Source organism: Paenibacillus sp. cl141a (genome assembly GCF_900109305.1).
In the GTDB taxonomy this organism is placed as follows: Bacteria; Bacillota; Bacilli; order Paenibacillales; family Paenibacillaceae; genus Paenibacillus_AQ; species Paenibacillus_AQ lautus_A.
Map to the genome: position 1 here is coordinate 97,842 of NZ_FNZO01000004.1, position 24,156 is coordinate 121,997.

22 protein-coding genes are annotated in these 24,156 nt (G+C 52.4%); 14 read left to right on the plus strand and 8 right to left on the minus strand.

Annotation, left to right across the window (positions count from 1 at the left end):
- The first annotated feature begins 38 nt into the window (after positions 1 to 38).
- Entirely contained in the window at positions 39 to 854 is an 816-nt protein-coding gene (locus BMX45_RS13220) for a TatD family hydrolase (RefSeq protein WP_090910065.1), read from the plus strand.
- A gap of 32 nt (positions 855 to 886) precedes the next feature.
- On the opposite strand, the gene BMX45_RS13225 is transcribed toward BMX45_RS13220, so the two are convergent.
- From BMX45_RS13225 to BMX45_RS31300, 5 genes are all read right to left on the minus strand, one after another.
- Complete coding sequence (locus tag BMX45_RS13225; protein ID WP_009594144.1) at positions 887 to 1,063, minus strand: aspartyl-phosphate phosphatase Spo0E family protein; 177 nt, start codon at positions 1,061 to 1,063, stop codon at positions 887 to 889.
- A 157-nt stretch (positions 1,064 to 1,220) separates the two neighbouring features.
- The gene (locus BMX45_RS13230; RefSeq protein ID WP_090910066.1) at positions 1,221 to 2,774 is read right to left on the minus strand and encodes an extracellular solute-binding protein; all 1,554 of its coding nucleotides are present in this window, start codon (positions 2,772 to 2,774) and stop codon (positions 1,221 to 1,223) included.
- 68 nt (positions 2,775 to 2,842) lie between these two features.
- On the minus strand, positions 2,843 to 3,727 hold the full coding sequence (locus BMX45_RS13235) for a carbohydrate ABC transporter permease (protein WP_009594160.1): 885 nt from the start codon (positions 3,725 to 3,727) through the stop codon (positions 2,843 to 2,845).
- Between the two features lie 29 nt (positions 3,728 to 3,756).
- A complete protein-coding gene (locus BMX45_RS13240; RefSeq protein ID WP_090910067.1) occupies positions 3,757 to 4,737 on the minus strand; it encodes an ABC transporter permease in 981 nt (326 codons plus the stop codon).
- The gene (locus tag BMX45_RS31300; protein ID WP_090910068.1) at positions 4,734 to 4,976 is read right to left on the minus strand and encodes a hypothetical protein; all 243 of its coding nucleotides are present in this window, start codon (positions 4,974 to 4,976) and stop codon (positions 4,734 to 4,736) included. Before BMX45_RS31300 ends, BMX45_RS13240 begins: the two co-directional genes overlap by 4 nt.
- 120 nt (positions 4,977 to 5,096) lie before the next feature.
- Between BMX45_RS31300 and BMX45_RS13250 the strand changes: the two genes are divergently transcribed.
- On the plus strand, positions 5,097 to 7,415 hold the full coding sequence (locus BMX45_RS13250; RefSeq protein WP_090910069.1) for a helix-turn-helix domain-containing protein: 2,319 nt from the start codon (positions 5,097 to 5,099) through the stop codon (positions 7,413 to 7,415).
- Positions 7,416 to 8,387: 972 nt separating this feature from the next.
- Here BMX45_RS13250 and nfsA read toward each other — a convergent pair.
- Positions 8,388 to 9,128, minus strand: a complete 741-nt coding sequence (gene nfsA / locus BMX45_RS13255) for an oxygen-insensitive NADPH nitroreductase (RefSeq protein ID WP_090910070.1) — start codon at positions 9,126 to 9,128, stop codon at positions 8,388 to 8,390.
- A 185-nt stretch (positions 9,129 to 9,313) separates the two neighbouring features.
- On the minus strand, positions 9,314 to 9,517 hold the full coding sequence (locus BMX45_RS13260; RefSeq protein WP_009594149.1) for a cation transporter: 204 nt from the start codon (positions 9,515 to 9,517) through the stop codon (positions 9,314 to 9,316).
- 297 nt (positions 9,518 to 9,814) lie between these two features.
- Here BMX45_RS13260 and BMX45_RS13265 point away from each other — a divergent pair, with 297 nt between their 5' ends.
- From BMX45_RS13265 to BMX45_RS13300, 8 genes are all read left to right on the plus strand, one after another.
- On the plus strand, positions 9,815 to 10,435 hold the full coding sequence (locus BMX45_RS13265; RefSeq protein WP_090910071.1) for a DUF5317 domain-containing protein: 621 nt from the start codon (positions 9,815 to 9,817) through the stop codon (positions 10,433 to 10,435).
- 264 nt (positions 10,436 to 10,699) lie between these two features.
- Positions 10,700 to 12,556 carry a bifunctional diguanylate cyclase/phosphohydrolase gene (locus BMX45_RS13270; RefSeq protein WP_090910072.1) on the plus strand — a complete coding sequence of 619 codons (1,857 nt, stop codon included), beginning with the start codon at positions 10,700 to 10,702 and terminating at the stop codon, positions 12,554 to 12,556.
- Between the two features lie 98 nt (positions 12,557 to 12,654).
- On the plus strand, positions 12,655 to 12,885 hold the full coding sequence (locus tag BMX45_RS13275; protein WP_009594140.1) for a hypothetical protein: 231 nt from the start codon (positions 12,655 to 12,657) through the stop codon (positions 12,883 to 12,885).
- Positions 12,886 to 13,075: 190 nt separating this feature from the next.
- Positions 13,076 to 14,164 carry an ArnT family glycosyltransferase gene (locus BMX45_RS13280; protein ID WP_254778062.1) on the plus strand — a complete coding sequence of 363 codons (1,089 nt, stop codon included), beginning with the start codon at positions 13,076 to 13,078 and terminating at the stop codon, positions 14,162 to 14,164.
- Positions 14,165 to 14,332: 168 nt separating this feature from the next.
- Positions 14,333 to 14,959 carry a phage tail tape measure protein gene (locus BMX45_RS13285; RefSeq protein ID WP_090910074.1) on the plus strand — a complete coding sequence of 209 codons (627 nt, stop codon included), beginning with the start codon at positions 14,333 to 14,335 and terminating at the stop codon, positions 14,957 to 14,959.
- 55 nt (positions 14,960 to 15,014) lie between these two features.
- The gene (locus BMX45_RS13290) at positions 15,015 to 15,776 is read left to right on the plus strand and encodes a stalk domain-containing protein (protein WP_090910406.1); all 762 of its coding nucleotides are present in this window, start codon (positions 15,015 to 15,017) and stop codon (positions 15,774 to 15,776) included.
- 203 nt (positions 15,777 to 15,979) lie between these two features.
- Positions 15,980 to 16,480, plus strand: a complete 501-nt coding sequence (locus tag BMX45_RS13295; RefSeq protein ID WP_090910075.1) for a sigma-70 family RNA polymerase sigma factor — start codon at positions 15,980 to 15,982, stop codon at positions 16,478 to 16,480.
- Positions 16,477 to 17,724: an anti-sigma factor gene (locus tag BMX45_RS13300; RefSeq protein ID WP_090910076.1), complete on the plus strand. Its 1,248-nt coding sequence runs from the start codon at positions 16,477 to 16,479 to the stop codon at positions 17,722 to 17,724. The genes BMX45_RS13295 and BMX45_RS13300 overlap by 4 nt, the downstream gene beginning before the upstream one ends.
- 197 nt (positions 17,725 to 17,921) lie before the next feature.
- On the opposite strand, the gene BMX45_RS13305 is transcribed toward BMX45_RS13300, so the two are convergent.
- Positions 17,922 to 18,116, minus strand: coding sequence for a hypothetical protein (locus BMX45_RS13305; RefSeq protein ID WP_090910077.1), 195 nt, complete (start codon positions 18,114 to 18,116; stop codon positions 17,922 to 17,924).
- 242 nt (positions 18,117 to 18,358) lie between these two features.
- Between BMX45_RS13305 and BMX45_RS13310 the strand changes: the two genes are divergently transcribed.
- The 4 genes from BMX45_RS13310 to BMX45_RS13330 all read left to right on the plus strand — a co-directional run bounded on the left by BMX45_RS13310 (position 18,359) and on the right by BMX45_RS13330 (position 24,090).
- Complete coding sequence (locus tag BMX45_RS13310; protein ID WP_090910078.1) at positions 18,359 to 20,827, plus strand: UvrD-helicase domain-containing protein; 2,469 nt, start codon at positions 18,359 to 18,361, stop codon at positions 20,825 to 20,827.
- A 384-nt stretch (positions 20,828 to 21,211) separates the two neighbouring features.
- Entirely contained in the window at positions 21,212 to 21,619 is a 408-nt protein-coding gene (locus BMX45_RS13320; RefSeq protein WP_090910080.1) for a VOC family protein, read from the plus strand.
- A gap of 388 nt (positions 21,620 to 22,007) precedes the next feature.
- A complete protein-coding gene (locus BMX45_RS13325) occupies positions 22,008 to 23,510 on the plus strand; it encodes an MDR family MFS transporter (RefSeq protein ID WP_090910081.1) in 1,503 nt (500 codons plus the stop codon).
- Positions 23,511 to 23,514: 4 nt separating this feature from the next.
- Entirely contained in the window at positions 23,515 to 24,090 is a 576-nt protein-coding gene (locus BMX45_RS13330; RefSeq protein ID WP_090910082.1) for a PadR family transcriptional regulator, read from the plus strand.
- The last annotated feature ends 66 nt before the right edge of the window (positions 24,091 to 24,156 follow it).

A 24,156-nucleotide genomic window follows, 5' to 3' on the forward strand; every position in this document is an offset into this window, starting at 1 on the left:
AGCGCTTCTTGGAGGCGAACAAGCGAGGTGATGTAACGATGAAATCATTCACGCAGACTGAAACGAATCTCCCTCTGCTGGACACCCATATTCATCTGGATCGTTATGCCTTCTCCGATCAGCAAACGATTCTTGCCGATATCCGCAAAAGCGAAGTTCAGTCCATCATCTCTGTCTCCATGAACCTGGCTTCCAGCAAGCGAAACCTGGAGCTGGCCAGGGAGTACGGACCGTTGGTGCGGCCGGCATTCGGTTATCATCCGGAACAGCCCGTTCCTTCCCCTGAAGAAACCGAAGAGCTGCTGGATTGGATGGATAAGCATGTCGACGACATGATTGCCGTCGGAGAGGTCGGCCTGCCCTATTATGCCAGGCTGGAAGCCGAAACGGAGGGCCGGCCGTGGGATAACCGCCCTTACGAATGCCTGCTTGAGCAAATTATAGCATTTGCGAAGCGGCATCATAAACCGGTGATACTGCACGCTGTATATGAAGATGCGGATACCGCATGTGATTTGCTCGACAAATATGGCGTCACCCGCGCCCATTTCCATTGGTTCAAGGGCTCCCGTGACACCTTGCGACGGATGGCGGATAAAGGCTGCTATATCTCCTTCACGCCCGACATTCTTTATGAGGATGAAATTCGCGATATTGCCCGTATGTATCCGGAGCATCTTGTCATGACCGAAACCGACGGCCCTTGGCCGTTCGATGGCCCGTTCACCGGACAGATGACCCATCCCAAGATGACGGCTTCAGCAGCGGCGGCATGGGCCGAGCTTCGCGGGCTGACCGTTTCCGAGGCTCGCAGGATTTTTTACGAGAATGCGGTTAGACTTTACGATCTATAAAAAAAGAATTCCCGTTCCGTTCAAGCCGGTTGTTACGCAATCGGTTTGTTTTCTTTAAGGAACCGGTTATATTGGTTAATCAGTTCATCGAGCACGATCGATTGCCTGAGGACTTTAGGATGATTAAAATCACGATACCGCTGCTTCATCTTATGAAGCTTGTTTCTTTCCTGCTCGATATCAAACCTAATGCCTTCCTTCGTTTTCATGACTTTATGTCCTCCCCTCATGTAATATTTTATGCTTTAATGTAAAATTATAGGATGTTTGATGTTAGACATCAGGGGCCTAAAATCGAAAGGGACAGATCCCAGGAAACAAAAAAACCACAATGCGAGCTCACTCGCATTGTGGTTTGGATTTCGGTTATTTCACAAATTTGTCCTGATACGCCTTCGAGATCTCCTCTGTAATCTCCTTCATCTTCGGATCGCTCTTGATCGTTTCGATCAATTTATCGTACGATTCAACCGGTTCCTTGCCGGTGATGACCATGACCCGCATATCCTCTACTTTCTTGGAAATCTCGGGATAGTATTTGTTATAAGCTTCCGAATATAGCTCGCCCGAAGGATTCGGCACCTTAACCGTCTTGCGCTCCGTAACGATCTCTACGTTACGTTCATACACCTCGTCCGGCATCCCTACCGCATTGATGGCCATGTCGTCGCTGACGAGGTGAATCATATTGTTCAGGTTTCCATCCCCCGTCTTATCGGTGACAGCCTGCGGCGTTGCGACCTTCTTTCCGTTCTCCAGATTGTAATGGACGCCTTCGATTCCGTAGGTCAGCATCTCGTTTCCATCTTGGCTGTAGCCATAGTCGAAGAACTCGAGGATCTTCTTGACTTTGGCCTCAGGCACTTTCTTCGGAATGAGGTACACGCCATAGTACGGGGAGCCTGAAGGCGTATACTTCACCCCGTTAGCATTCTCCAAGTAAGCAAGCGGCATCAAATCCGCCTTGGGATCAACGTCCTTCACGGCTTTCCCGGTTACCCAGGCATGGTTCATGGACATGCCGCCAACCCCTGCCTTGGCGCTTCGCATCGTATCCATCACCTGGGAAAACTTCATGATGGCAAAGTCTTTGGGGAACAGGCCCTCGTCATAAGCCTGCTTGATCCACAGCATGGCCTCCCTTGACGCGTCCGACGTAATAATCGGAGACAGGGTATTATCCGGCTGGAGCTTCCAAGCCCCTTGCGTTTCATTAAAGATATTATAAATATACGCGAGCGCGCTCGGATTAGCGGCATACGGGATCTCATCCGCCTGTCCGTTACCATTCGGATCCTGTTCCTTGAAAGCTTTTAACACATTATGGAACTCATCCAGCGTTTTTGGCGTTTCCAGCTGAAGGGCATCCAGCCAATCCTTGCGGATCATCGGGAACACCCCGCCCCCATAGCTTGGGTAGTAACGCGGAATCACGATGTTCTTGCCGTCCACCTTGGTGATTTCCCACATTTCCTTCAGCTCTTCGCGATTTAAATTCGGGTAGTCTTTGAGAAAAGGGGTCAGATCCCAGAAGACTCCCTGCTTCAGCATCTTCTGCAGCTGCGGGTTCTGCATCGTCTCCACGAAAGTAACCTCCGGAAGGTCGCCGGACGCAAGCATGACATTGATTTTCTCTTCGGCCGTGGATGGGGACAGCCACGTAATATTCAGCTTGGTATTGGTGCGTTTCTCCAGCTCTTTCCAAAGCGGATTGGTGTTGTCTATGAATTCGGTGGCATAATTCAAGGTCTGTATCGTGATGCTTGTAGGTTCACTGCTGTCTGTCCCGCTCTCGCTGCCGCTCGAGGGACTCCCGCCGCGGCTGCCGCATGCGCTAAGCAAGAGCGAACTTGCTAAGAGCAGCACCCCCGACATTTTTAAAAACGACTTGCTCGGCCTTGCATCCATTTTTTCCATCATTAGACCTCCCTGTTTATGATACCTCTTCCCTGACTGACCATGTTGGAAAAAGAAAACCGTATATCGGATCATTCCTTGACGGAGCCCACCATCGCCCCTTTGGCGAAGTGCTTCTGCAGGAATGGATACACTAACATGATTGGAACGGTAGCAATGACGACCGCTGCCATTTTCAACGTTTCCGTCGGAACCGGACGGTTCACCTGGAAGGCAAATCCCCCGCCGCTTCCCGATCCCATTGTCGTGGGATCCACCAGCATATTTTGGAGCAGCACTTGCAGCGGCCACATCTTCTGGTCATTAATAAACATCAGCGCGTTGAAGTACGTATTCCAATAGCCGACCGCGAAGAACAATCCGAAAGCCACCAGCGCCGGCAGCGACAACGGCAGAATGATTCGCCAGAACACGCCGATATCATTGGAACCGTCGATCATCGCGGCTTCCTCCAGACTGTCCGGAATGCTGTCGAAGAATCCCTTCATGAGCAGCACATACCACGCGCTCGTCAAACTCGGCAGGATCAGCGACCAGACGCTGTCGATGAGTCCCACATTTCGGACGACCAGATACAGCGGAACCAGCCCCGGCGTGAAGAGAAAGGTAATTAACACCATAATCATGATTGCCTTGCGAAACCGAAGCCGTTTTCGGGACACCGCGTAAGCCATCCCCCCCGTAACGAGCAGACTGAGCATCGTGCCGACCGTGGCCAGGAACACGCTTATGGAAATCGAGGTGACAAACAACCCGTTGGACAGTAAATGCTTGTAAGCATCCAGCGTCCAATCCCGCGGCCATAATATCAAGCTTCGTTGATAGTACTCCACCGGATCGGTAAATGACAGAATAACGGTATAGTAAATCGGAAATATCGTTGCCAAACCGATGATCAGCAGCAGGCCGTTGTTTACGAAGCCGAAGAGCCCGGTTTTCCATCCTTTCTCATGCATGCTTTACTCCTCCTTGTCTTCGCCCGCCTCTAGTACAGGCTTTCTTGACCGTATCGCCTCGCCAATCGGTTGGCCGAGACCACCAGGATGACGCCGACGATCGATTTGAACAACCCGATGGCCGTACTGTAGCTGAATTCTCCCTGCCTTATCCCCACCCGGTATACATAGGTATCGAACACTTCGGCCACATTGGTGACGGGCGCATTCATCATCAGATAGATCTGTTCGAATCCGGTATCCATGATCGTTCCCAGGCGGAGGATCAACAGGATCAGGATCACGTTACGCATCGCGGGCAGGGTAATATGCCATATCCGTCTCCTACGGCCTGCGCCATCCATGACGGCTGCCTCGTATAATTGCGGATCCACTCCGGCGATGGCAGCGAGGAAGATGATGGTCCCCCATCCGACCTCCTTCCAGATGGATTGTGCCGTCAGCATGCCCCAGAAATAGTTCGGATTGGAGAGAATATCGACCGTTCCCCAATCCATGGTAACGAGCCACTTATTGAACAAGCCTTCCGATTGCGAGAACATGAGGTAGGTCAGCCCATAGATCAATACCCAGGATAAAAAATGGGGGATATACACCAGCGATTGGATAGTCCATTTATAGAAGGAGCTTCGTACTTCATTCAGCATCAAGGCTAAAATAATCGGCGCCGGGAAAAAGAAAATCAAGCCCAGGAAGCTAATCGCCAGCGTATTGCGCAGCAGCATCCAGAAGTCGTCGTTGGAGAAGAACCGGGCGAAATGCTCGAAGCCTACCCAAGGGCTCCCGAACACTCCGAAGTACGGCGAGTACTCCTGGAAAGCAATGACGAGATTCGTAATCGGAATGTATTTGAAAATGATAAAAAAGATAAGACCCGGCAACGCCAGCATGTATAAATACTTGTCGCGTGCTACATCCGACCGGATCCGCCCCCACTTCGTTTTGGATTTCGCGGGAATAGGGGGGCTCCCGCTTCCTTTTGCCGACTGAACGGTTTCTTGTGCTTTCATCGATATTCCCTCACTTTCAGCCTTGTCGTCTCATTCAAACCTACCGTTCGCGGAACGCATCCCCAATGTAAACGGTTGCAGGATTGCCTGCAATTCCACTTTTTTTCCGACGCGGCCCCTTCCCTTCTCCCTTCGATGAACAATACGGAAAAATGCCTGCCTGCCAAGCGTTTCGGATTATCCATTTCCTCGAATTGCACTTTTTTTCCTTGGTGCCGGAATGCCATGTTCATCGGCATCAATAGGAAAATGTGATCTTTTCAACTAATCCCCTCTTTCGCTATGATAGTATTTAATGATTTTCCCGGCTTTCTTCGATCAGGCCTTGGATTTGTCTATGCCAACAGGGGGTTAGTGTTATGAGGCAACAGAATCCTGAATCCGGTTTCAAAGGTGTTATGTATTGGAGAAGCATCGTGCTCGCCGTGTTGATGACATGCCTCCCCATCTCGGCCATTACGGCTGTTTACCTATACGTGGGTAACCAGCATATGATCAACCAATATCAGCAGCGGAACGAGGAAGCCCTGGTTGACGCGGCGAGGCAAGTGGACGAGCAGTTCACCCAGCTGGTCCACTACGCGCTCAATATGGTGGTGAAGCCCCATTTCAAGCCTTCCTTGTCCGATATGGACTTTGTGTCGAATATCGAGGAGACGAACGAGCTGTTCAATACGCTGAACCTGGTGGAAAATGCGGATCCCCTTGTGGATCAGGTCTATCTCTACATCAAAAAGCAAAATAAAATCATGGAGCCCGATCTCGGGCTGCGGACATTGGATCAGGAACAGGATGCGTTAGGCTTCGGCCGGCTCATGGAGGGAGATTCGGACATGTTCTGGGTACATGACCTGGAGCGGCCTTTCAATAAGGGGAGATCTTCCCACGCGCTCGTCATGCGGCTTCCCTTCAACGGTCATACGCCCTACGGGGCGATCGTCATCTACATCGATCCGTCGAAGCTGCACGTGATTCGCAACAGCGAGAATCTATCGTTCCTGCTCGACGATCAAGGCCATATCATCGGGGAATCGGGCATGAGCCGCAGCATGCCGAAGGCGATGAGCGCGATCCAGGAACAGCTGAAGCTTCCGGAGCATGCCAAGCGTACGAATCGTCTGCGGATGAAGGTTCCGGTCGATCAGGATGTGTGGCTGGTGAATACCGTCCAATTTGAAAAAATGCAGCGGAATTGGACCTATGTATCCGGCACGCCGCAGTCCACGATCATCGCTCCGACGAAGCCGTATACCCATATCATCCTGATCTGCTTTGCTTTTGCGCTCGCGGCATCCCTGGGCGCAAGCTGGTTTGCCTCCAAGAGGATGTATCACCCAATCCGCAAGATGCTTCATATGATTGGCGGCGATCAGGCCAAACAGACATCGCGGTATAATGAGCTCGAATATATTGAACACGAGTGGAAGCAGTACCGGTTCTCGCATGACACGCTTCAAAATCAATGGAAGCGATCCTTGCCCGCGATCAGGGAGGCTTATATCAATCAATTTTTGAGCGGGCAAGCTGCCCACCTGACGGAGTCCGAGTACGTGCTTAAGCTGCAAGAGATGGAGCTTGACATCACGAAAAAACAGTTCTCGGCGATCGTTCTCCAGCAGCATACCCACGGGGAAGATCGGACGCCGCTAACGGAAAACGATCAGCATCTTCTCACCTACGCCGCTTTGAACGTGATTCAAGAGCTGGCAGAGGACGTAAGCGCCTATATGCATCCCATCAACTTCTTCGACGGCTCCTTTGGCGTCATCCTGATCGTTCCGGCCTCTCCTAAAGCCGACGAACAGACACGTATGATGAGGCTGCTGTGCGATCAGATCCTGCGGGCCCTGCGCGATACGCTGCGGATGTCGGCAACCATCGTGCTGGGCGGGCCGAGCTCGACCTGGACCGATGTTCCCCATATTTTGGAACAGGCCAAGCGGGCGCTGCATTACCGATCCTTCGATGCCGGCAGCCAACTGCTGGAAGCGGACACGGTGCTGTCCCAGAAAAACGACTGGATCGACTTTCCGCTGGAATTGGAGCAGGATTTCATACACACCCTGAACCTCGGGCTGCAAGGGGACGCGCTGCGATCCCTAAGCCGCTTCGTCACGGCGCTTCAAGCCGGGGGCGGCTCGGAGTGGCATGTCCACCATGGACTTATGCGTTTAATCACGAGCGTTCACCGCTCCATGCTGCAGGCCGGCTTAAATCCGTACCAGGTGTACGATTTCTCCAACCTGCAGGAGCAGCTGTCCCTGCTTCGCGATCCGAAGGCCTGCGTGGACTGGTTCCAGAAAGAAATCATCGAGCCCTATCTCGATCAGCTGACAAAGAACTTCAACAGCTCCATGAAATCGCTGGTCGAAAACGTGCTGGAGCAAATCGAGCAGAACGGGATGCAGGACTTGTCCCTGGATGCCATGGCCATGGACGCCGGCGTCAGCGTATCCCAACTGAGCAAAGCGTTTAAACAGATGACGGGCACGAATTATATGGACTATCTGACGACCGTGCGCATGAACCGCTGCAAAGAATTGCTGCTGACCACGGATCTTCGCATTCATGAAATCGCGGAGGCCGCAGGATATCAGCCTCCCTACTTCAATCGCATGTTCAAGAAGCTGGAAGGGATCACCCCAGGTCAATACCGCCAGCAGGGAATCGGCAAATGAATCGGCATGTCTTCCTGATCAGTTAATCTCATATAAAAGGAGCCCTCTGAAAAAGGGGCTGTCCCTTGGTCCGTACTTCATGACCTTGTGGGACAGCCCCTTTTATGTGTTATGGCTTATGTTCAAGCGTCGTACATTACGGCACACTTCCCGTGTTGTGACTTACGCTCAAGCGTCGCCCTATTGCTGCACACTTCCTGTGTTATGACTTACGTTCAAGCGTCGTCCATCGCGGCACGCTTCCTGTGTTGTGACTTACGTTCAGCGTCGTTCATTGCAGCACGCCTAGCGCCGACCAGCCATCCAAGCATGCCCCGAACCCGCATCGTAGGGACAGGGAATAGTGCGCACGATGTACAAAATAGCTGCACATTAGCGGACTCAACGGACCTTATTTTGATCAAAAGCGCCATTTTTCGAATATTGGCGGACATGAGGTCCGCTATTCACCGAATAAGGCTCTCATTTTTCGGATTATATGCTGCTTAACGGAACATGTGTCCGATAGATTGAGCAAAAACGAGCCCATAGCGAAAATAACGGATCTGAGGTCCGGTACTGCTATCCGGATCTGAGGTCCGGTACTGCTATCCGGATCTGAGGTCCGGTACTGCTATCCGGATCTGAGGTCCGATAGATACTGCTGCGGCCGGGCCGTAACTCGTTTCGGCTTGCGGCTTCCGAGCTACGGCAAACTTTCGGAGCACTGCCCGCCCTCGCCACCGATCCCGCGACAGGGCTTGGCTTTCGCGGCCGGGCGTAGTTTCTATAGCCTGAGCCGTACCAGCATGCCCCGGACACGCACCGTGCGCACAGGGAGCACTGCCGCCCTCGCCTCCATTCCATGTCAGAGCTTGGACGCACCGTGCGCACGATGTACAAGCGTGCCTTTGGAGTATTCCCACGAGAGCAGCCGTACCAGCCCTCTCTATTGCTTTACGAGAGCGACGTACCCGCTCTCTCTACTCATGCCTAACGCCCCATAAACCCCTTCCCCTTCAGGAAGTCCTTCATGTGCAGCCTGACCGGCTCCGACAGTCGCTTGGCCATAAGCTCCGACCAGGGAGCGCTGTTCTTGCCATGGGTCCGTTTGGACAAATAATCGGAAGAGATTCGGTCGTAACTCTTCACTTCTTCCAGGGCCGCCGGATCGTAGCTGTCACGGTGCAGGACAGCCTCCACCGGAAGCCGGGGACGCAGCCCCGGCTCCTGATCCGGGTACCCGAGGCACATGCCGAATACCGGATAGACCAAATCCGGGAGCTCCAATGCCTCGGAGAACTCCGCAATGGAGTTGCGGACTCCGCCGATATACACAATGCCAAGACCAAGCGATTCCGCCGCGATCGCGGCATTCTGCGCAGCCAAAGCGGCATCCACCGTGGCCACGATGAAATTCTCGGTCGAATCTTCGTACGTCTCTTGATCCGCCACATGCGCCTCTGCGCTTTTTTTCAAACGATACAGGTCCGCGCACCATACTAGAAATACCGGGCATTCCACGATATACGCCTGATTCCCCGCCAAAGCGGCCAATCGCTGCTTTTTCTCTGGTGAGGTCACGGCAATCACGCTGTATGCCTGGACGTTGCTTGAGGTTGATGCCATCTGGCCTGCTGCCACGACAGCCCTTAGCTGTTCCTCGGACACGGGCCGATCCGAATATTTACGTATCGATCGATGGTTCATCAGCAGTGAAATCGTGTCATTCATCGGGTATCTCCTCCTTAGGCTCTTAAGAATCGCTCCATTTATTATGAAACTTCGGCTTGGGTAGTGCAAGCTTGGTTGCCTGCGACCGCAGCGCAAAAAAGCCGGCATGCTGTCGATCGACTTCAGCAGCCGGCTCTTATTTCAGCCAAAGTTCGCGGCTAGGGAATATGGCAGGAAATCTGTCGTTAAGACACGATATCGTAGCCCTGCTCTTCAATCGCTTCCTTCAACGCGTCGAGGCTGACTTTGGTTTCGTCGTATTCGACGGCCACCGTATTGGATGCAAGATCGACTTTGCCAGAAGCTCCCGCACTCTTCAGCGCGCCTTCCACCGAGTTCACGCAATGGTTGCAGGACATGCCTTCCACCGTCAATGTCACTTGTTTCATGCTGTCGCCCTCCTATCGTAAAATGTCGTACAATATCACTTTACTATACCCCCCGTAGGTATGTAAAGTTGGCGAATTTGCTCCTTTCTGCAACAGAAACACGAAAAAAGTAGGAAGATTTATCCTTTTGATCTGTTATAATGTACATGAATCATAAGATTTATACAGGATGGGACAAGCTTTTTACTCCCCTCCGAAATTTTTCCATAAATTTTGATTATTGTTGCAGGAATTACCAATTCGCTGTCGAACTATCTTATTACGGAGATAACGAACTATGAAAGTAGGAACTCTATCATGGTATTTGACGGCATTATACTAGGGTTAATTGTCGGACTGATACGCGGCGGTTTCCGTCACGGACTGCAGCAATTCAGCAAGATCCGCCTGAAGGGCGGAATCATTTTCCCAATTCTCCTAATCGTACAGCTGCTCATATTCCGTTTTCAAGCGAATTCCGACTGGCTGGCATCCGCAAGCAGCTACGTGTTTATGTTCATCTACGTCGCCGGCATGATCTTCCTTTGGATGAACCGGGACCAGAAGGGCTTTGGCAGCATCCTGGCCGGCGTCTTTCTCAATTTCCTCGTCATGGCGGTTAACGGCGGCAGAATGCCCGTATCGATGAGCGCCGCTTCCGTTCTGGATCCTTATTACGTGGACATGCTGAGCAACAGCACCGTTATCACCAAGCATTATCTGATGGACGCCTCTACCCGCCTTCCGTTCCTGGGTGACATTATACCGTTATCCCCGCCGTATCCAAGAACACAGGTGATCAGTATCGGAGATATCATCATGAACGTCGGCATCTTTCTCTACATTTTCAACCTGATGACCGTGGGAAAGAATACCGCCAACGTGCAAGCATTAGGACCGAAATCCGATACCAATGAACGTGTGGAACCACAAAATTGATCATACATCATACCACCTGGAAAGGAGGGAGAACTGTGAAGAAAACTGATAAAATCAAGTATTCCCGCATCGTATTGAATGCCATCATCGTTGCTTCTGTTGTTGTCGCTCTGACTTCCGGTTACAGATTCGGATAATCGACTTCCATAAGAAACAGGCTGGAAAATTCAGCCTGTTTTTTTACATCTTTTTCGTTGTTTTGCATCGCAATATACCTTAAAATGTGGAGAATACACCATTGATTTTATTGAGGAGAAATCATTTATGTCCATATTTAAGCGTCCTAGGTTCTCTCAAGGCTTTGCGGGACAGCTGTATTTTGTTTTTCTTTCTCTTCTTGGCTGTTCCACCTTCCTGCTGGTGCATCAAGGGGAAATCTTCCACTATACTCCTTCCCAGTGGGTATGGGTCTATGCGATGTTAGGCGCCGCCCTCATCTTAAACTACTTCACCTTCCAGCTGCCGCCAGAGGGGAATTTACAGTCCATGGATTCCTCTGTTTACCTGGCATGCATTTTTATCTATGGAGCACCGTTCGCGCTGTCCGTCATCCTGTTCGTCTCCCTTGCCATGGCGCTTTACGACAGAAAAATCCCCTTCTGGAAGCATTTTGTTAATTTCTCCGTGTATACCGTGATGATCGTCGGGTCCTCCTTCATTTTCAAAATGGCGGGCGGGCAAGCAGGCCCTATTCACAATGATCAATTTGGTGCGTATGTTGCAGCATTGGTTGTTTATTTTGTTATCAACGTATTCCTTGTCGGCTTCTACTATTACCTGTTATACAAGGGATCGTTATATGATATTTTGAAAACCTTCATGAAAGATACACTGCTTGTTTACCTCAGCACACTCATTCTTTCGCTGGTTCTCTCCATACTTATCGTACATAACGGCGTTTTCGGACTAACCCTGTTTATAGGTCTCAGCGTGATGCTGTCCTATTCCTTCAAGCAGCTCTTCACGATGTATAAACAGGTACAAGAGAAAGCCATCAAGGATCAACGAACCGGATTATACAATCACAGCTATTTCGAAAATTTGCTGGAAGACGAAATCAAGAAGGCCAAAACCAATGAAACGCCGTTGTCGCTGGCCATGATCGATATCGATGATTTCAAAAAATACAATGATCAATTCGGACACTTGAAAGGCGACATGCTGCTCGGATTTCTCGGCAATTACCTCAAGGTGGAATCCGAAACGGCCGAGGTGGTGGCCTCCCGCTTCGGCGGCGAGGAGTTCACGATCCTGATGCCGGGTTATGATGACCTTAAGGCACGTTCCTTCATTAACAGGCTCCGCAAAAAGCTGAACGATACCTATTTCGACGGTGTCGAGATTTTTCCGTCCGGCTGTCTCTCCTTCTCTGCCGGCGTTGCCTCGTACCGGATTGATATTCATGACAAGTCGCAGCTTGTCGAGCTTGCCGACCAAGCGCTGTATTATGCCAAGAAGCAGGGCAAGAACAACGTGCATGTATATGGAAGCGGCGTCGAAAAGGAATCCGAGATCGACTTTGCGGAGGACGTCCGAGACATCGAGCAGCAGCTGAAGCTGTTCCTGTATAAAGACGTGGATACGTTCAAGCACTCCAAACGGGTCTTCCGCTACGCCATGGACATCAGCGAAGTGCTTGGGCTTGACAGCGTGGAGCGGCGCAATTTTGTGCTCGGGGCGCTCATTCACGATATTGGCAAGCTGGAGATTCCTTGGGGAATCTTGAACAAACGGGACAAGCTGACAGCCGGCGAATGGGAAACCGTCAAACGGCATGTCAGCTGGGGCAAGCGCATCGCGGAAACGAACGAGAAGTTCAAGGAACTGGTTCCTTACATCGAACTGCATCATGAACGGTTTGACGGCGGCGGCTATCCTCACGGCTTCAGGGGCAGCCAAATCCCCAAACTGTGCCGGATGCTGACCATTATCGATTCCTTCGACGCGATGACAACCGAACGCCCTTACCAGAAAACGAAAACTTTCGAGGAAGGGATTGAAGAGCTGCTCCGCTGCTCGGGCACGCAGTTCGATCCGGAGCTCGTTGAGCTGTTTATCCGTTATTTAAGGCTCAAAGCCGAAGCGCAGCAGCAGCCTGCAGCCGGCCTGGAGACCTCTTAAAGACCACCTCTCCTCTGCTTTCTCATCTCTTGGGATGTTTGATACTTCATCAAATAAGGTATAAAGGTAGTATCACAACGTTAAATGAGGTGAGATCGGTGGCTGACAAGAAAAAGGATCTTCCGCTTCACAATGGTCCCGGCAACATGGATCACCCTGAACAATATCCGACGGAACAAGAAAGCCTGTTCGACAAATTCGAGAGCGAGCAGCATGTGGACCCGATTCCGATGGAAGACGCCAGGCTGGAGCGCCAGGAAGAAAAGCAGCGGGATGGCACGTCGAAGAAGCGTTCATCCAGCGACGATAAGTATCACAGCGGCTTTTAAAAATGGGATTGGCCTTATCACTGCAGCGTAACTTGAACTAATGGGCTCCGTTTTGGCGGAGCCTTTTTATTTCCCCGTTTTTTCTTTAATATAGAAGGGTATGTATTCTGATCTAAACCCTAGAGATTATATGAAGAGTGGAGTGGACCCTTTGTTTTCCATATGGACTTTAAACCGTGTGCAGCGAAGGATGCTGCTGATACTGATAGCGGCGGTTCTGGTGATGTCATGTCTGCTGGTGCTGACCGGTCTTCATGAACGCTCCCCCAGCATCAGCAGCGTGATCGAAGAACGGTATATCCAAAGTGCGGCCATGATCAGCCACCCCGGTGGAGACCTGGAAGAGCATGCTTCCAGCGTCATGCCCGGTGTGCCGCTTATGATTGCCGGATTTACCGCCATATTCGGAAGCATGGAAGCTGCCCTGATCGGCTATCAGCTGCTCCAATGCTTCTTTCATGCATTTTCCGTCTACTTGGTGTTTGTGCTCTCCCGCTACATGTTCAATACGCGGATCGCTTTTCTCTCTTGCATGATCTATGCGCTATTCTGGCCGGCTTATGGCGCCGTCCGCCTGATCCTGCCGGATACGACCATGCAGACTTTGATGCTTCTTCTTGTCTGCGCCGTCATCGGAGCGCTTGAATTGAAGCAGGCGGGATGGTACGCGGCTGCCGGCGCGCTTACGGCGCTTATGGCCTGCTACAACCTTCAGGCGCTGCTGTATCCTGTATTGTTCATTGCCTTCTGGATCAAATACCGCAGTCCGGTCAAGATCGTAACCGGGGGGATCCTTCTCATTAGCGCGGGCTACCTGCTCATCTTGTCTCCATGGTGGCTGAACATCCCTCTGTTCAATAAATTGAGGTATATGTCCGGTCCGTGGAATCTCGCCGCGCTGTGGCTGGAATCCAGATACATCGAGGGCAATCCATTGGTTCATCTGTTCCGAAGCATATTTGCGGGCCGCACCTCCAAATATGCGGCTGCCATCGGAAACGAGGAAGCAAGGAAAATCGTGCAATCCGCATTGGATGCAGTCCGTCTGGTCATGCTGTTTGCCGGGGTCGCCGGCATCATCTGGTCCGTCTGGAAATACCGTCTGAAGCGGCAGCTGCCGGTGCTGCTGACGCTGCTGTATTTCATTGCCGCCGAATGGCTCGTTCCGAGCCTGGACGGCACCGGATTTCCCTATGCGGTCTTCCTGCTGCTCTACGCGGCATTTCTCGCAGACAAAGCGATCATTTACGCACATAAGACTCGCCTGCTTCGCAAATAAGCATCGCTCCCGAAGCCGGTCCGATCACGGTGGCCGCCTGCGCCTGAAAGCACTTTGATGTTGTGCTTCCAGGCGTTTTTTTCATATTTTTGTAGAACCTTTCAGATTGATAAAACGTCTATATTAGTATCGAAGCTTCCATACATTCATGCCGGGAGGAATGACTGCATGAAATTAAACCGTAAATTCATCGCCATCCTTAGCATCGCCATAGCAAGCGTCCTGACGATAAGCACCATCCTGTACTTTACCGATGCTTCCGATCGCTCAGGCGGGAAGCACCGCATGAACGACAGCCTGGACGGTCAGGCGCTGATTCAAGTCGGCGCCACCTACATCACGCGTACACATTTAACCGCCTACAAGGTCAACCTCACTAAGAGTGACACCCCCCTATCTGATGACTCCACGCTCCTTAAAGAAATGGCAGCAAAGGAATTGATGCTTCAGCTGGCTGACGAAGAGGGCGTTGCGGCAAGCCTGGAGGATGGGGCTCAGAGGGCAAGGCAGCTTCGGGAAACGCTCGAGAGCCAGCCGGGACAAGTGCAAGAGCAGCACATGCGCATGCTGGATGCGATGGGCATCAGCGAAGATCAGTACTGGGAAGATTACTCCCCGCCGGAATATCGGGACATGCTATCGATCGAACGATTTATAAATAAACTGACGACGGAAATGAAGACAAACCAGCCTGACGTCATAACCAGTGCGAAGCAGCTGAAGGAAGATCTGCTGAAAAGGGCTGTGGACGAGCAGAGAATCGTCGTATTGGATCCGAATATTCAATGGAGATAACGCTGAATTGGTATATAATGGAGTAAAAGTCCATATGCGATCATGGGAGGATATTATGAAAAAACGCTTCTCTTCTGTTCCTGCTTTTGCACTCGGCGCGATCGTCGGGGTGGCGCTGACAGCCGGTACGGCCGTTGGTGCCGCCGTTTACCTGAAGGCATTTCCATCCCATTCCAAAATTGTGGTCAACGGATCGGAAGCCCGGCTGTCGGATTCTCCGGTAGTCATACAGAACAAGCTGTATGTCCCCGTGCGGGACTTCTCGGAAGCGCTTGGGTATCGAGTCGGCTCCGTCGGGGCCGAGGGGATCGGAATTATTCCCCAATCCTCGAATGGAGAGGCGATCCCGGTCGGCCCGTCTGCGCCTTCCGAGTCTGAAGGAACGCCTGCTCCCGAGCGTCATTTGGTGAAAAACCTCGGCAAGCTGATCGAAGTCAACGGCGAATTGAATATGCAAAAGATTTATATCGTTATCGCTGCCGGTGAAGCGAGGCTGTATTCGCAAGATGAAACCACCGGCAACGGGCTGCTGCATTATTTGATTCTAGACGGCGATCCTTCCCTTTACGACCCGTTTGTACAGATGGACGGCCAAGCCGGCGAGCTTGATTACAACCTGCCGAATTTCGAAGGTCAGACGCCGCTTCATCTGGCGGTCATCCACAAGAATGACTTCTACATCGACAAGCTGCTGAACCAGCACAAGGTAAATGCCTCCCTTCAAGACGCTTCCGGAAAGACGGCGCTGAACTATGCCGAAAAAGACAGCAAGCAGTACAAATTGCTTACGGCCTACATCAACAAGAACAACAAGTGATGTCCGAATGCTGCAGAGGCGCGTGAGCTCCACCGTTTACGACAGCCTCCTTCTCTATGCAGCCCTTCATATGCTATCGGAAGCCCGCTCACTTGGCGGGCTTTTGCTTTTGCGATTTACGGGTTAAAGCCCCGTGTCGTTTTTTCACAGCCTAACTGTAACTTTATGCCCTGGTTATACGTGTGTTACATAGAGGGGAGGACATGAAACTGAACAGTCTGGAATCGATTTATCAATATTACGTGAAAGACGTGTATCGTTACTTGTACTCCCTCTCTTACGATCACCATACGGCCGAGGACCTGGTGCAGGAAACCTTTTACCGGGCTTATTTGTATCTCGAGGATTGGAAGGAAGAACGAATCAAGCCATGGCTGTTTCGGGTAGCCCATAACGCTTACGTGGACTATCAGCGCAAGGCGAGCCGCAGCATCGTCCAGGACGCAGAATTTTTCGATCAGATGATAGACCGGAATACGCCCGAGAACATCCTGCTCCAGCAAGAAGTCCACAGAGAACTCGGACGGATGCTCGCCGATATTCCGGAGAAGCAGCGGCAAGCGGTGCTCCTGGTCGATTTTCATCAATTCACTTACCAGGAGGCGGCGGATATTATGGGCATTACCTTATCCCATATCAAGATCACGTTATTTCGGGCCAGGCAGCGGCTGCGGGACATGAAACGAAAGGACGGGAATTTATGAGCGAAGAATTCAGGCAGCGGCTGAAGGACTATGCGGATGGCAAGCTGAGTGACGAGGAAAAAAACGAAATCGAACGGGAAATGGAGAAGCTGGAGGAATACCAGGCTTACGTGAACGAGATGATGGATAGCGAGCGTTCGAGCGATGCCAGACCCCCGCATGCCGCTGACGGTCAGGCCGGCCTAACGCCCAAGAAAGAAAAGCGAATCGTTCGCCGGGGCAAATGGCGGGCCCGAATCTCCAATACGTTGACGGTGATATCGGCGTTTCTGGCGATATTCGTCATCAGCTCGATCATTACGGCGCTGTTTTACGGGGTCGGCGACCCCAGCCGCAACGATAAATATCGGGATGCCATCGCTTCCGCCATCTCGATCTCGAAACCTAATATCGATGTCTCGCTAAGCAGTCAGGGTAAAGCCTTCTTCATGCAGGAAATGTACGGGGATATGGTCAAGCGAGTCGGGAGTGAACGCGTGACCGTCGGCGAATACACTGTCAACTTCCTGTTCGGACTGCCCTCCGTCGATACGGATTGGAAGAATGGCAGCTCGGGTTCATCGCAGATTTTCTACCGGCCGGATAGCTCTGCGGAGACTTCTTCCGCGAATCAAGAAGAACCCAACGAGCAGTCAAAAGAGCAAAACGCTAGCACCTCCTCTGCAAAGAGCGGTGATTGGTCCAGGCTCGAAAAGCTTCCCGAAGGCACCGTGGCTGAGGCTTACGTATCGTTTAACCGTTTCTTCACGACCGACGAACTGCTGAAGCAGTTCGAGAACCGGAATATGGAGGCCGTCTGGTTTGCCGTCGATACAGGGCCGGATGATCGATTCGGCGACGGAGACGGCGTAATCTCCCATCCTGTCGGCTTTCCTTCTTATCCCGTCTGGCATCATGACGATTTGACAGTGACCTCTTATCAGGAGCAAAAAACCGGATGGTTTAGCAAGACCACCCTCAGTGGCGGACATTACCCTTCTGTAGACACCTACGGGGACGGGGAGCTGCGGAATGAGCACTTCCTCAAATCGCTGCGGCTTCTGCAGGAGTATGACCTGATTGCCGAACGGGTGGCTCCCTTCATTGACCTGGACGCTTCCTTAGCTTACGTGGAACAGAACGGCGTTCGCCTCTATGGTGCCGTCATTACCGGCCCTGTCAAAGAGCTGCTGACCTTGCGCGAGGTATCCTGGGTCCACGATCTGCGGGTCGGGGAAGTGCGGCTGTGGAATTGGTTCGAGTAATGGTCGAAGGTGAGTGCCGTATACTACAACTGGCTGGCTAACATGAAATGAGGGCCGACGGCCCTCCAACGGCCACGCTCCGTGCGACAGGGATCGATGCGCACGTTATACAAGATGACTATTAGGGCGCGGATATCCCGGACTTCTTCCTTCATGGCAAGTCCGGGATTTTTCATTAGTCATATAAAAGATTCAGGTCATGAATGATCCCTGCTGCCTGTGCTTGACTCGTGTGACCATTGCTCCATTTGCTGCTTTTTTTCCCGCTCCTCCCGGATTCGGCGGTCCCTCTCCATCGCGTCAGCAATATAATCGCGCGGTTTCAGCTTGCTGTTGATGTTCAGCAAAATGCCGATCATGATGAGCTGCAGCAAAGCAATAACAACCAGCATGACATCCCTCCTTCTACATGGATTATGGGTACTCTTGAACATTCCTACTTAATATAACACCTTCTCCCTCTATCAAGTTGGGAGTAAAGCTTATCGTCATAACCCTCATGAACGATAATTCATGCCATGAATCATAAGAGCTTCGCCCATGCGCTTACCCATATCCTGCACTTTGCCAGACTTCCGAGAATCCGTTAAACTGGTAAGACGATAAACGAAATACGAAATGATTGGTGAATTTCATGACATCCATACCCTTTTATAAACGCCCGTACGGCGGTGAGCGTCAGGATATTCCGTTTGCGAAGCTGGCTTCCCTCGAGAACAGCCGGGACCTGATCCGCGATGACGCGCCGGATGCGGCTTTTTTTCGCGGCTTGGAATCCCAGGGACTGCTGCTGAACCGCGCCCAGATCCAGGCCGTACGACATACGCAAGGACCGCTGCTTACGCTTGCCGGCGCAGGCTCCGGCAAAACCTCCGTGCTGGTCAGCCGGACAGGCTACCTCATTGCTACCAAGCACGTGGATCCGTCTTCCATCCTGCTTGTCACCTTCTCCTCCAAGGCGGCGGCCGAGATGAAGGAGCGCATCATGGCGCTTCCCGGCTTGAGGTCCAGCGAAACCGCCAAGGTAACGGCAAGAACCTTCCATTCCTTCTTCCTGTACTTGCTGCGAACCCGCGGCTACAAGCAGGAAATCCTGAGCAACGCCAGGCATCAGCAATTTATCATGAAGCGCATCCTGCGGGAAATGGGCTTGCAGGACAGCTATGAAGCCGAGACGCTGCTATCGCTGTGGTCCGCCCACCGGATGAGTATGACCGGACTTGACGAGCTGCCTGTCAAAACGCCTGCCGAGGTTGAACAGCGGCAGATTTTTGCCCGGTATGAAAAATGGAAGGAAGAGCATGGCCAGATGGATTTCGACGACATTCTGGTCTTCTCCTATCGTCTGCTGTCCCATGATTCCGGACTGCTCGCCTCCCTTCAGAGGCGGTACCGTTATGTCATGGTCGACGAGTTTCAGGATACGGGACTGCTGCCTTATGAGCTGCTCAAGAAAATCGTCGCCCCGCACCGCAATTTAATGGTTGTAGGTGACGATGACCAGACCATATACGGCTTCAACGGGGCGCGCAACGAATTCATCCTGGAATTCGACCAGACGTTTCCCGGGGCTAAGGTCGTGACGCTCGATATCAATTACCGCTCCCTCTCCTCGATCGTCGGCCTGGGGAACGAAATTATCCGCGTCAATGAACGGCGGCGCCCCAAGCAGCTGCGGTCGACCCGCAAGAGCAGCAGCGTGCCGCTCTACCTTCGACCCGGCGATCCCGATCAAGAAGCGGAGCTGCTGCTGTCCCATATCACCGAGCAGGTCCGGGAGCACGGGAAGCAGTACCGCGACCACGCCATTCTATATCGCACCGCAAACAACAGCCGGGCGATCTTCGAGCAGCTCGTGATGCGGGAAATTCCGTTCATTCATTATGAGAACGGGGATCTGTTCTACGAGCAGTGGATCGTCAAGCCGCTCATGGATCATCTGCGGCTGTCGCTGGACCGGCGCAATTTCACGGCGATGGAGGGCATGCTTCATACGCTGTACATCAACCGCGACAAGGGCATGGCTTTCATCCGGCAGCAGGATGCTCCGCGGCCCAAAAAAGGCCCTCTGTCGCACCTCCTCTCCTTCCCCGGGCTGAAGGATTTCCAGATCGAGAATATAAGGGAACGCTCCAAGCTCATCAAGAGCCTGAAGGCGATGGAGCCCCTTCAGGCCGTGCAGGAAATGAGACGGCAATTCTATGATAAATTCCTGGAGGCCGACGAGCGGCAGGAGATCACCCTTCATAAGGAATTCATTCAAGAGGGGCTGGATGAACTGGAGGCTTCCGCGAAGCGCTTTGGCGATATCGCTGAATTCGTCGGATTTGTCGACCGGCTGATCATCATCCATAAGGAAATGGCGGCTATGAAACGGGATGAGCATGCCGATGCCGTCCGCTTAATGACTATCCATAAATCCAAGGGGCTGGAATTTCCCTCGGTGTGCCTGATCGGAGCGAGCGAGGGCATTCTGCCGCATACGTCCGCTTTGGACGCCGAGCGCAGGGACGATCAGCGCCCGCTGTCGGACAAAGAGGATAAGGCCTTGGATGCGCTGGAAGAGGAACGCAGATTGGCTTATGTTGCCATCACCAGAGCACGGGATGAACTGGTGATCAGCTCCCCGGGCTTTTATCGCGGACGGAAAGCGGAGGTTTCCCGCTTCTTCCGGGACGTGTTCCTCACGGATGAACAGAGCAAACAGGGCAACAGCATACCGAACAAGGGAGCAGGGTCAACGGCCCGTACAGCCTTTACGGCGCAACGTACGATCCGCATAGAAACCTCGGCCAAGCCTTCATCGCCTTCCGCTTCTGCCGGACGAAGGACCGGGAGCGCCGTTAACCAGATGAGCCAACGTTTCGGTTCAGGTTCACGGACAGGGTCGAGTTCTGCTCCCAAGCCGCAGTCTCCGGCTGCTCCCGCTGCAACGGAGACCGTCGACGTATGGCTGTGCTCCGGCCCTAATTGCAAGGGCTGGCAGCGAGTCAACGCACGTATCCCTGTTAACACAAGGGATCGGGAGAGCAAAGCCTGTCCATTATGCCAGGCACCCATGAAACAGGGGCGCAAAGAAGTCCCGGTGCATCACAGGCGCTAGGGGCAATTCGTTATACTAAATAGCTCGATTTAAAGCTGTTAGGTGAAACATAGCGGTTTCTGGAATCATGAATACAACCATTATCGCAGCTTTTGCCATTCCTGCGCAGCATGATGATACCTGTCTGAATGAATTGTCGTACCGCAAGCGCACGTCGATGTCCCCAAACCCGAAGCCTGTTATCGCAGGCCTCGGGTTTTTGACATCCCAAGACGGCATAACGATGGTAGGCTTTACATTACATGACGGATCGGCTCAATCAGCATTCCGGTTTTATTTTTCCGATCCCGCAAATAAATATGAAAGCGTATACAGAATGCGTTACAATGGACATAAGAGACATCTTATCTCATGCTTTGATGCATACCGAGGAGGAATGCCGTCATGATTAAAGGAATTGCCCATCTGGCGTTCGATGTTGCCGATATGGAGAAATCCCTGCATTTTTACTGTAATGTGCTTGGTTTTACCCGCGCTTTTGATATTCCCAATGATCAGGGCGAACCGTGGATCGAGTACATTAAGGTGTGTGATGGTCAGTTTATCGAGCTGTTTTACGGCGGACAAAATAAACCGGCCCGTGTAGAGCGGCCCGTCGGATTCTCCCATCTCTGCCTTGAGGTGGAAGACATCGAGCGCATCGCGGAGCATCTTCGCAAGCAGGGCGTGAAGCTGGACGTTGAGCCGGTTCAAGGAAAAGACTTCAACTGGCAGTGCTGGGCCAGGGACCCGAACGGCAACCGGATCGAATTCATGCAGCTGGATCCGGAATCGCCCCAGATGAACTGTTAGACGCGACCATCGACAGCCGAATCTCTGTCATACCTCACCCGAGGCCCCAGTGGAAACAAGCGTCCGTTTGATCGCCGTTTCATTATCGCGCATCGTACCTCACGAAACATGCAGAGCTGAAAAATTTCCGTACCACGCAGCCGCTTCCCAAAACGAATCTGCCGACAAGGGTATTGATTGCAACGACATTCCGGCGGCTGTCGCCCGATAATCTCAAGGTCATCCCGTATACAGGGTTGACCTTGTTTTTTCTTGTGCAAAATGTAGAGACAGGCCTTGCATTCAACATCTTGCCAACTTCTGTTAATCCGGCTACAATATAACCACTTGATTATTCAAATTTGAATAATATGTACATAGTTGAATAAGGAAAAGGAGTATCCTTAACATGAATGCACAACAAAGCAACATCAAATTGGTCGTGGCTGGTCTGCTGCTCGGCATCTTCATGGCCGCCATCGATAACACGATTGTAGCGACCGCGTTATCGACGATTATCCGCGATCTTCAGGGCTTCGACCAAGTCGTCTGGGTAACCTCGATCTACATGGTTGCCGTAATGGCCGGCACGCCGATATTCGGCAAGCTGTCCGATATGTACGGACGGAAGCGGTTCTTTATATTCGGACTGGTTGTCTTCCTGATTGGTTCTGCCCTCTGCGGGATGGCGAATAATATGACAGAGCTTATTATTTACCGGGCGATTCAAGGAATCGGCGGCGGTGCTCTTATGCCGATTGCGTTTACCATCGTGTTTGACCTGTTCCCGCCGGAGAAGCGCGGTAAAATGACAGGTCTGCTCGGCGCCGTATTCGGCACCTCCAGCATCATGGGACCGCTGCTGGGTGCTTTTATTACCGACAGCATCGGCTGGGAATGGATATTCTATGTCAACGTTCCGATCGGAATCGTGTCCTTCATCTTCATTATGACGTCCTACAAGGAGTCCCGTTCCCATGCCAAGCAAAAGATTGACTGGACGGGGGCTGCAACGCTTGTAGGCGCGATCATCTGTCTGATGTTCGGTCTGGAGCTGGGCGGGCAAACCTATGCATGGGATTCACCGCAAATTCTGGGCTTGTTCGGGGGATTCATTGCTTTGTTTATCGTGTTTCTGTTCGCAGAGACCCGAGCAGCCGAACCCATTATTTCATTCCAAATGTTCCGTAAACGCCTGTTTGCTTCAAGCAATATCGTTGCCTTGTTCTATGGAGCAACGTTTATCGTGGCCACCATCTACATCCCGATCTTCGTCAGCGGAGTGTACGGTGGATCGGCAACCAATTCGGGCCTCATTCTGATGCCGATGATGCTCGGCAGCGTATTCGGGAGCCAAGGTGGCGGTATGCTGACGACCCGGACTTCGTTTAGAAACATCATGATCCTGTCCGTCTTGTGCTTTATCACAGGCATTTTCTGCCTGAGCACGATCAGTCCGGATACGCCGCGCTACCTGTTAACGCTCTTCATGGTCCTGACCGGCTTTGGCGTCGGGTTCTCGTTCTCCACGCTCAGCATGGCCTCCATCCATAACTTTGATGCCAGACAGCGCGGCGCGGCAACATCGACGAACTCCTTCCTGCGCTCCTTCGGCATGACGGTGGGGATTACGATCTTCGGGATCATCCAGCGCAACGGCCTGAACAATCGGCTCGCGGAAGCCGGAGGAAACGCGCCGGCCGGTGCCGAGTTAAACGCGGATGCCGTCCTTTCACCTGAAGTGATGGGGCAGCTTCCACCGAACGTGCGCGAACAGATCACGGCTTCATTGGCCGATTCCATCGCGAACACGTTCATGTGGGCGCTTGTGCCGGCGATACTGGCTCTCGTGTTCGTCCTTATGATGGGCAACGAACGGGTGACCGTTCCCTCCAAGGCCAAGGGAGCCTGATGGCATGTCCATGAAGCTGGCCATCCTGGGCTTGCTGCTGGAAGGAGACCATCATCCCTACGAGATCCGGATCAAGATGAAGGACCGGGGCATGGATCAATATACCAAGCTCCAGATGGGCTCCCTCTATTACGCGGTAGACCGGCTCGCCGAGGAAGGATATATCGAAGCCGTGGAAACCATCCAAAGCGACAGCCGTCCGGATAAAACCATCTACCGGATCACGGAATCCGGACGCAAGCTTTTTGAACAGCTGCTGCTCAAGAAATTCAGGGACATCGAGCCCGTGCACCACCCGCTGTATATGGCGCTGCCCTTCTCTCGCCACGCAGACCCCGCCGTTCTGGCCCCGATCCTGCAGACCCGGATCCGGGAAGCCGAACACCGGGTGAATCAGGCGTATCAACTATACGTAGAGCACCAGCATATCGTCCCCCGCAGCACGCAGCACCTGATGATCGGAATGTATGAGCACGCCAAGACCGACCTGAACTGGTTAAGAAGGCTGCACGAGGACCTGGTGCAAGGGAAGCTCGGCACGATGGGCGAGCCGTTGCTTCCGGAGGACGACCAGGAATGACGATAATGCCAAGGGGCTTTCCACCTGCTATTGAATACGCAAAAAAAAGCGAGCACTTCCCTCACT

Coding starts and splice junctions, on each gene's coding strand:
- BMX45_RS13220 (WP_090910065.1), top strand. CDS start 39: ATGAAATCATTCACGCAGACTGAAACGAATCTCCCTCTGCTGGACACC.
- BMX45_RS13225 (WP_009594144.1), bottom strand. CDS start 1,063: ATGAAAACGAAGGAAGGCATTAGGTTTGATATCGAGCAGGAAAGAAAC.
- BMX45_RS13230 (WP_090910066.1), bottom strand. CDS start 2,774: ATGATGGAAAAAATGGATGCAAGGCCGAGCAAGTCGTTTTTAAAAATG.
- BMX45_RS13235 (WP_009594160.1), bottom strand. CDS start 3,727: ATGCATGAGAAAGGATGGAAAACCGGGCTCTTCGGCTTCGTAAACAAC.
- BMX45_RS13240 (WP_090910067.1), bottom strand. CDS start 4,737: ATGAAAGCACAAGAAACCGTTCAGTCGGCAAAAGGAAGCGGGAGCCCC.
- BMX45_RS31300 (WP_090910068.1), bottom strand. CDS start 4,976: ATGCCGATGAACATGGCATTCCGGCACCAAGGAAAAAAAGTGCAATTC.
- BMX45_RS13250 (WP_090910069.1), top strand. CDS start 5,097: ATGAGGCAACAGAATCCTGAATCCGGTTTCAAAGGTGTTATGTATTGG.
- nfsA (WP_090910070.1), bottom strand. CDS start 9,128: ATGAATGACACGATTTCACTGCTGATGAACCATCGATCGATACGTAAA.
- BMX45_RS13260 (WP_009594149.1), bottom strand. CDS start 9,517: ATGAAACAAGTGACATTGACGGTGGAAGGCATGTCCTGCAACCATTGC.
- BMX45_RS13265 (WP_090910071.1), top strand. CDS start 9,815: ATGGTATTTGACGGCATTATACTAGGGTTAATTGTCGGACTGATACGC.
- BMX45_RS13270 (WP_090910072.1), top strand. CDS start 10,700: ATGTCCATATTTAAGCGTCCTAGGTTCTCTCAAGGCTTTGCGGGACAG.
- BMX45_RS13280 (WP_254778062.1), top strand. CDS start 13,076: ATGCTGCTGATACTGATAGCGGCGGTTCTGGTGATGTCATGTCTGCTG.
- BMX45_RS13285 (WP_090910074.1), top strand. CDS start 14,333: ATGAAATTAAACCGTAAATTCATCGCCATCCTTAGCATCGCCATAGCA.
- BMX45_RS13290 (WP_090910406.1), top strand. CDS start 15,015: ATGAAAAAACGCTTCTCTTCTGTTCCTGCTTTTGCACTCGGCGCGATC.
- BMX45_RS13295 (WP_090910075.1), top strand. CDS start 15,980: ATGAAACTGAACAGTCTGGAATCGATTTATCAATATTACGTGAAAGAC.
- BMX45_RS13300 (WP_090910076.1), top strand. CDS start 16,477: ATGAGCGAAGAATTCAGGCAGCGGCTGAAGGACTATGCGGATGGCAAG.
- BMX45_RS13305 (WP_090910077.1), bottom strand. CDS start 18,116: ATGCTGGTTGTTATTGCTTTGCTGCAGCTCATCATGATCGGCATTTTG.
- BMX45_RS13310 (WP_090910078.1), top strand. CDS start 18,359: ATGACATCCATACCCTTTTATAAACGCCCGTACGGCGGTGAGCGTCAG.
- BMX45_RS13320 (WP_090910080.1), top strand. CDS start 21,212: ATGATTAAAGGAATTGCCCATCTGGCGTTCGATGTTGCCGATATGGAG.
- BMX45_RS13325 (WP_090910081.1), top strand. CDS start 22,008: ATGAATGCACAACAAAGCAACATCAAATTGGTCGTGGCTGGTCTGCTG.
- BMX45_RS13330 (WP_090910082.1), top strand. CDS start 23,515: ATGTCCATGAAGCTGGCCATCCTGGGCTTGCTGCTGGAAGGAGACCAT.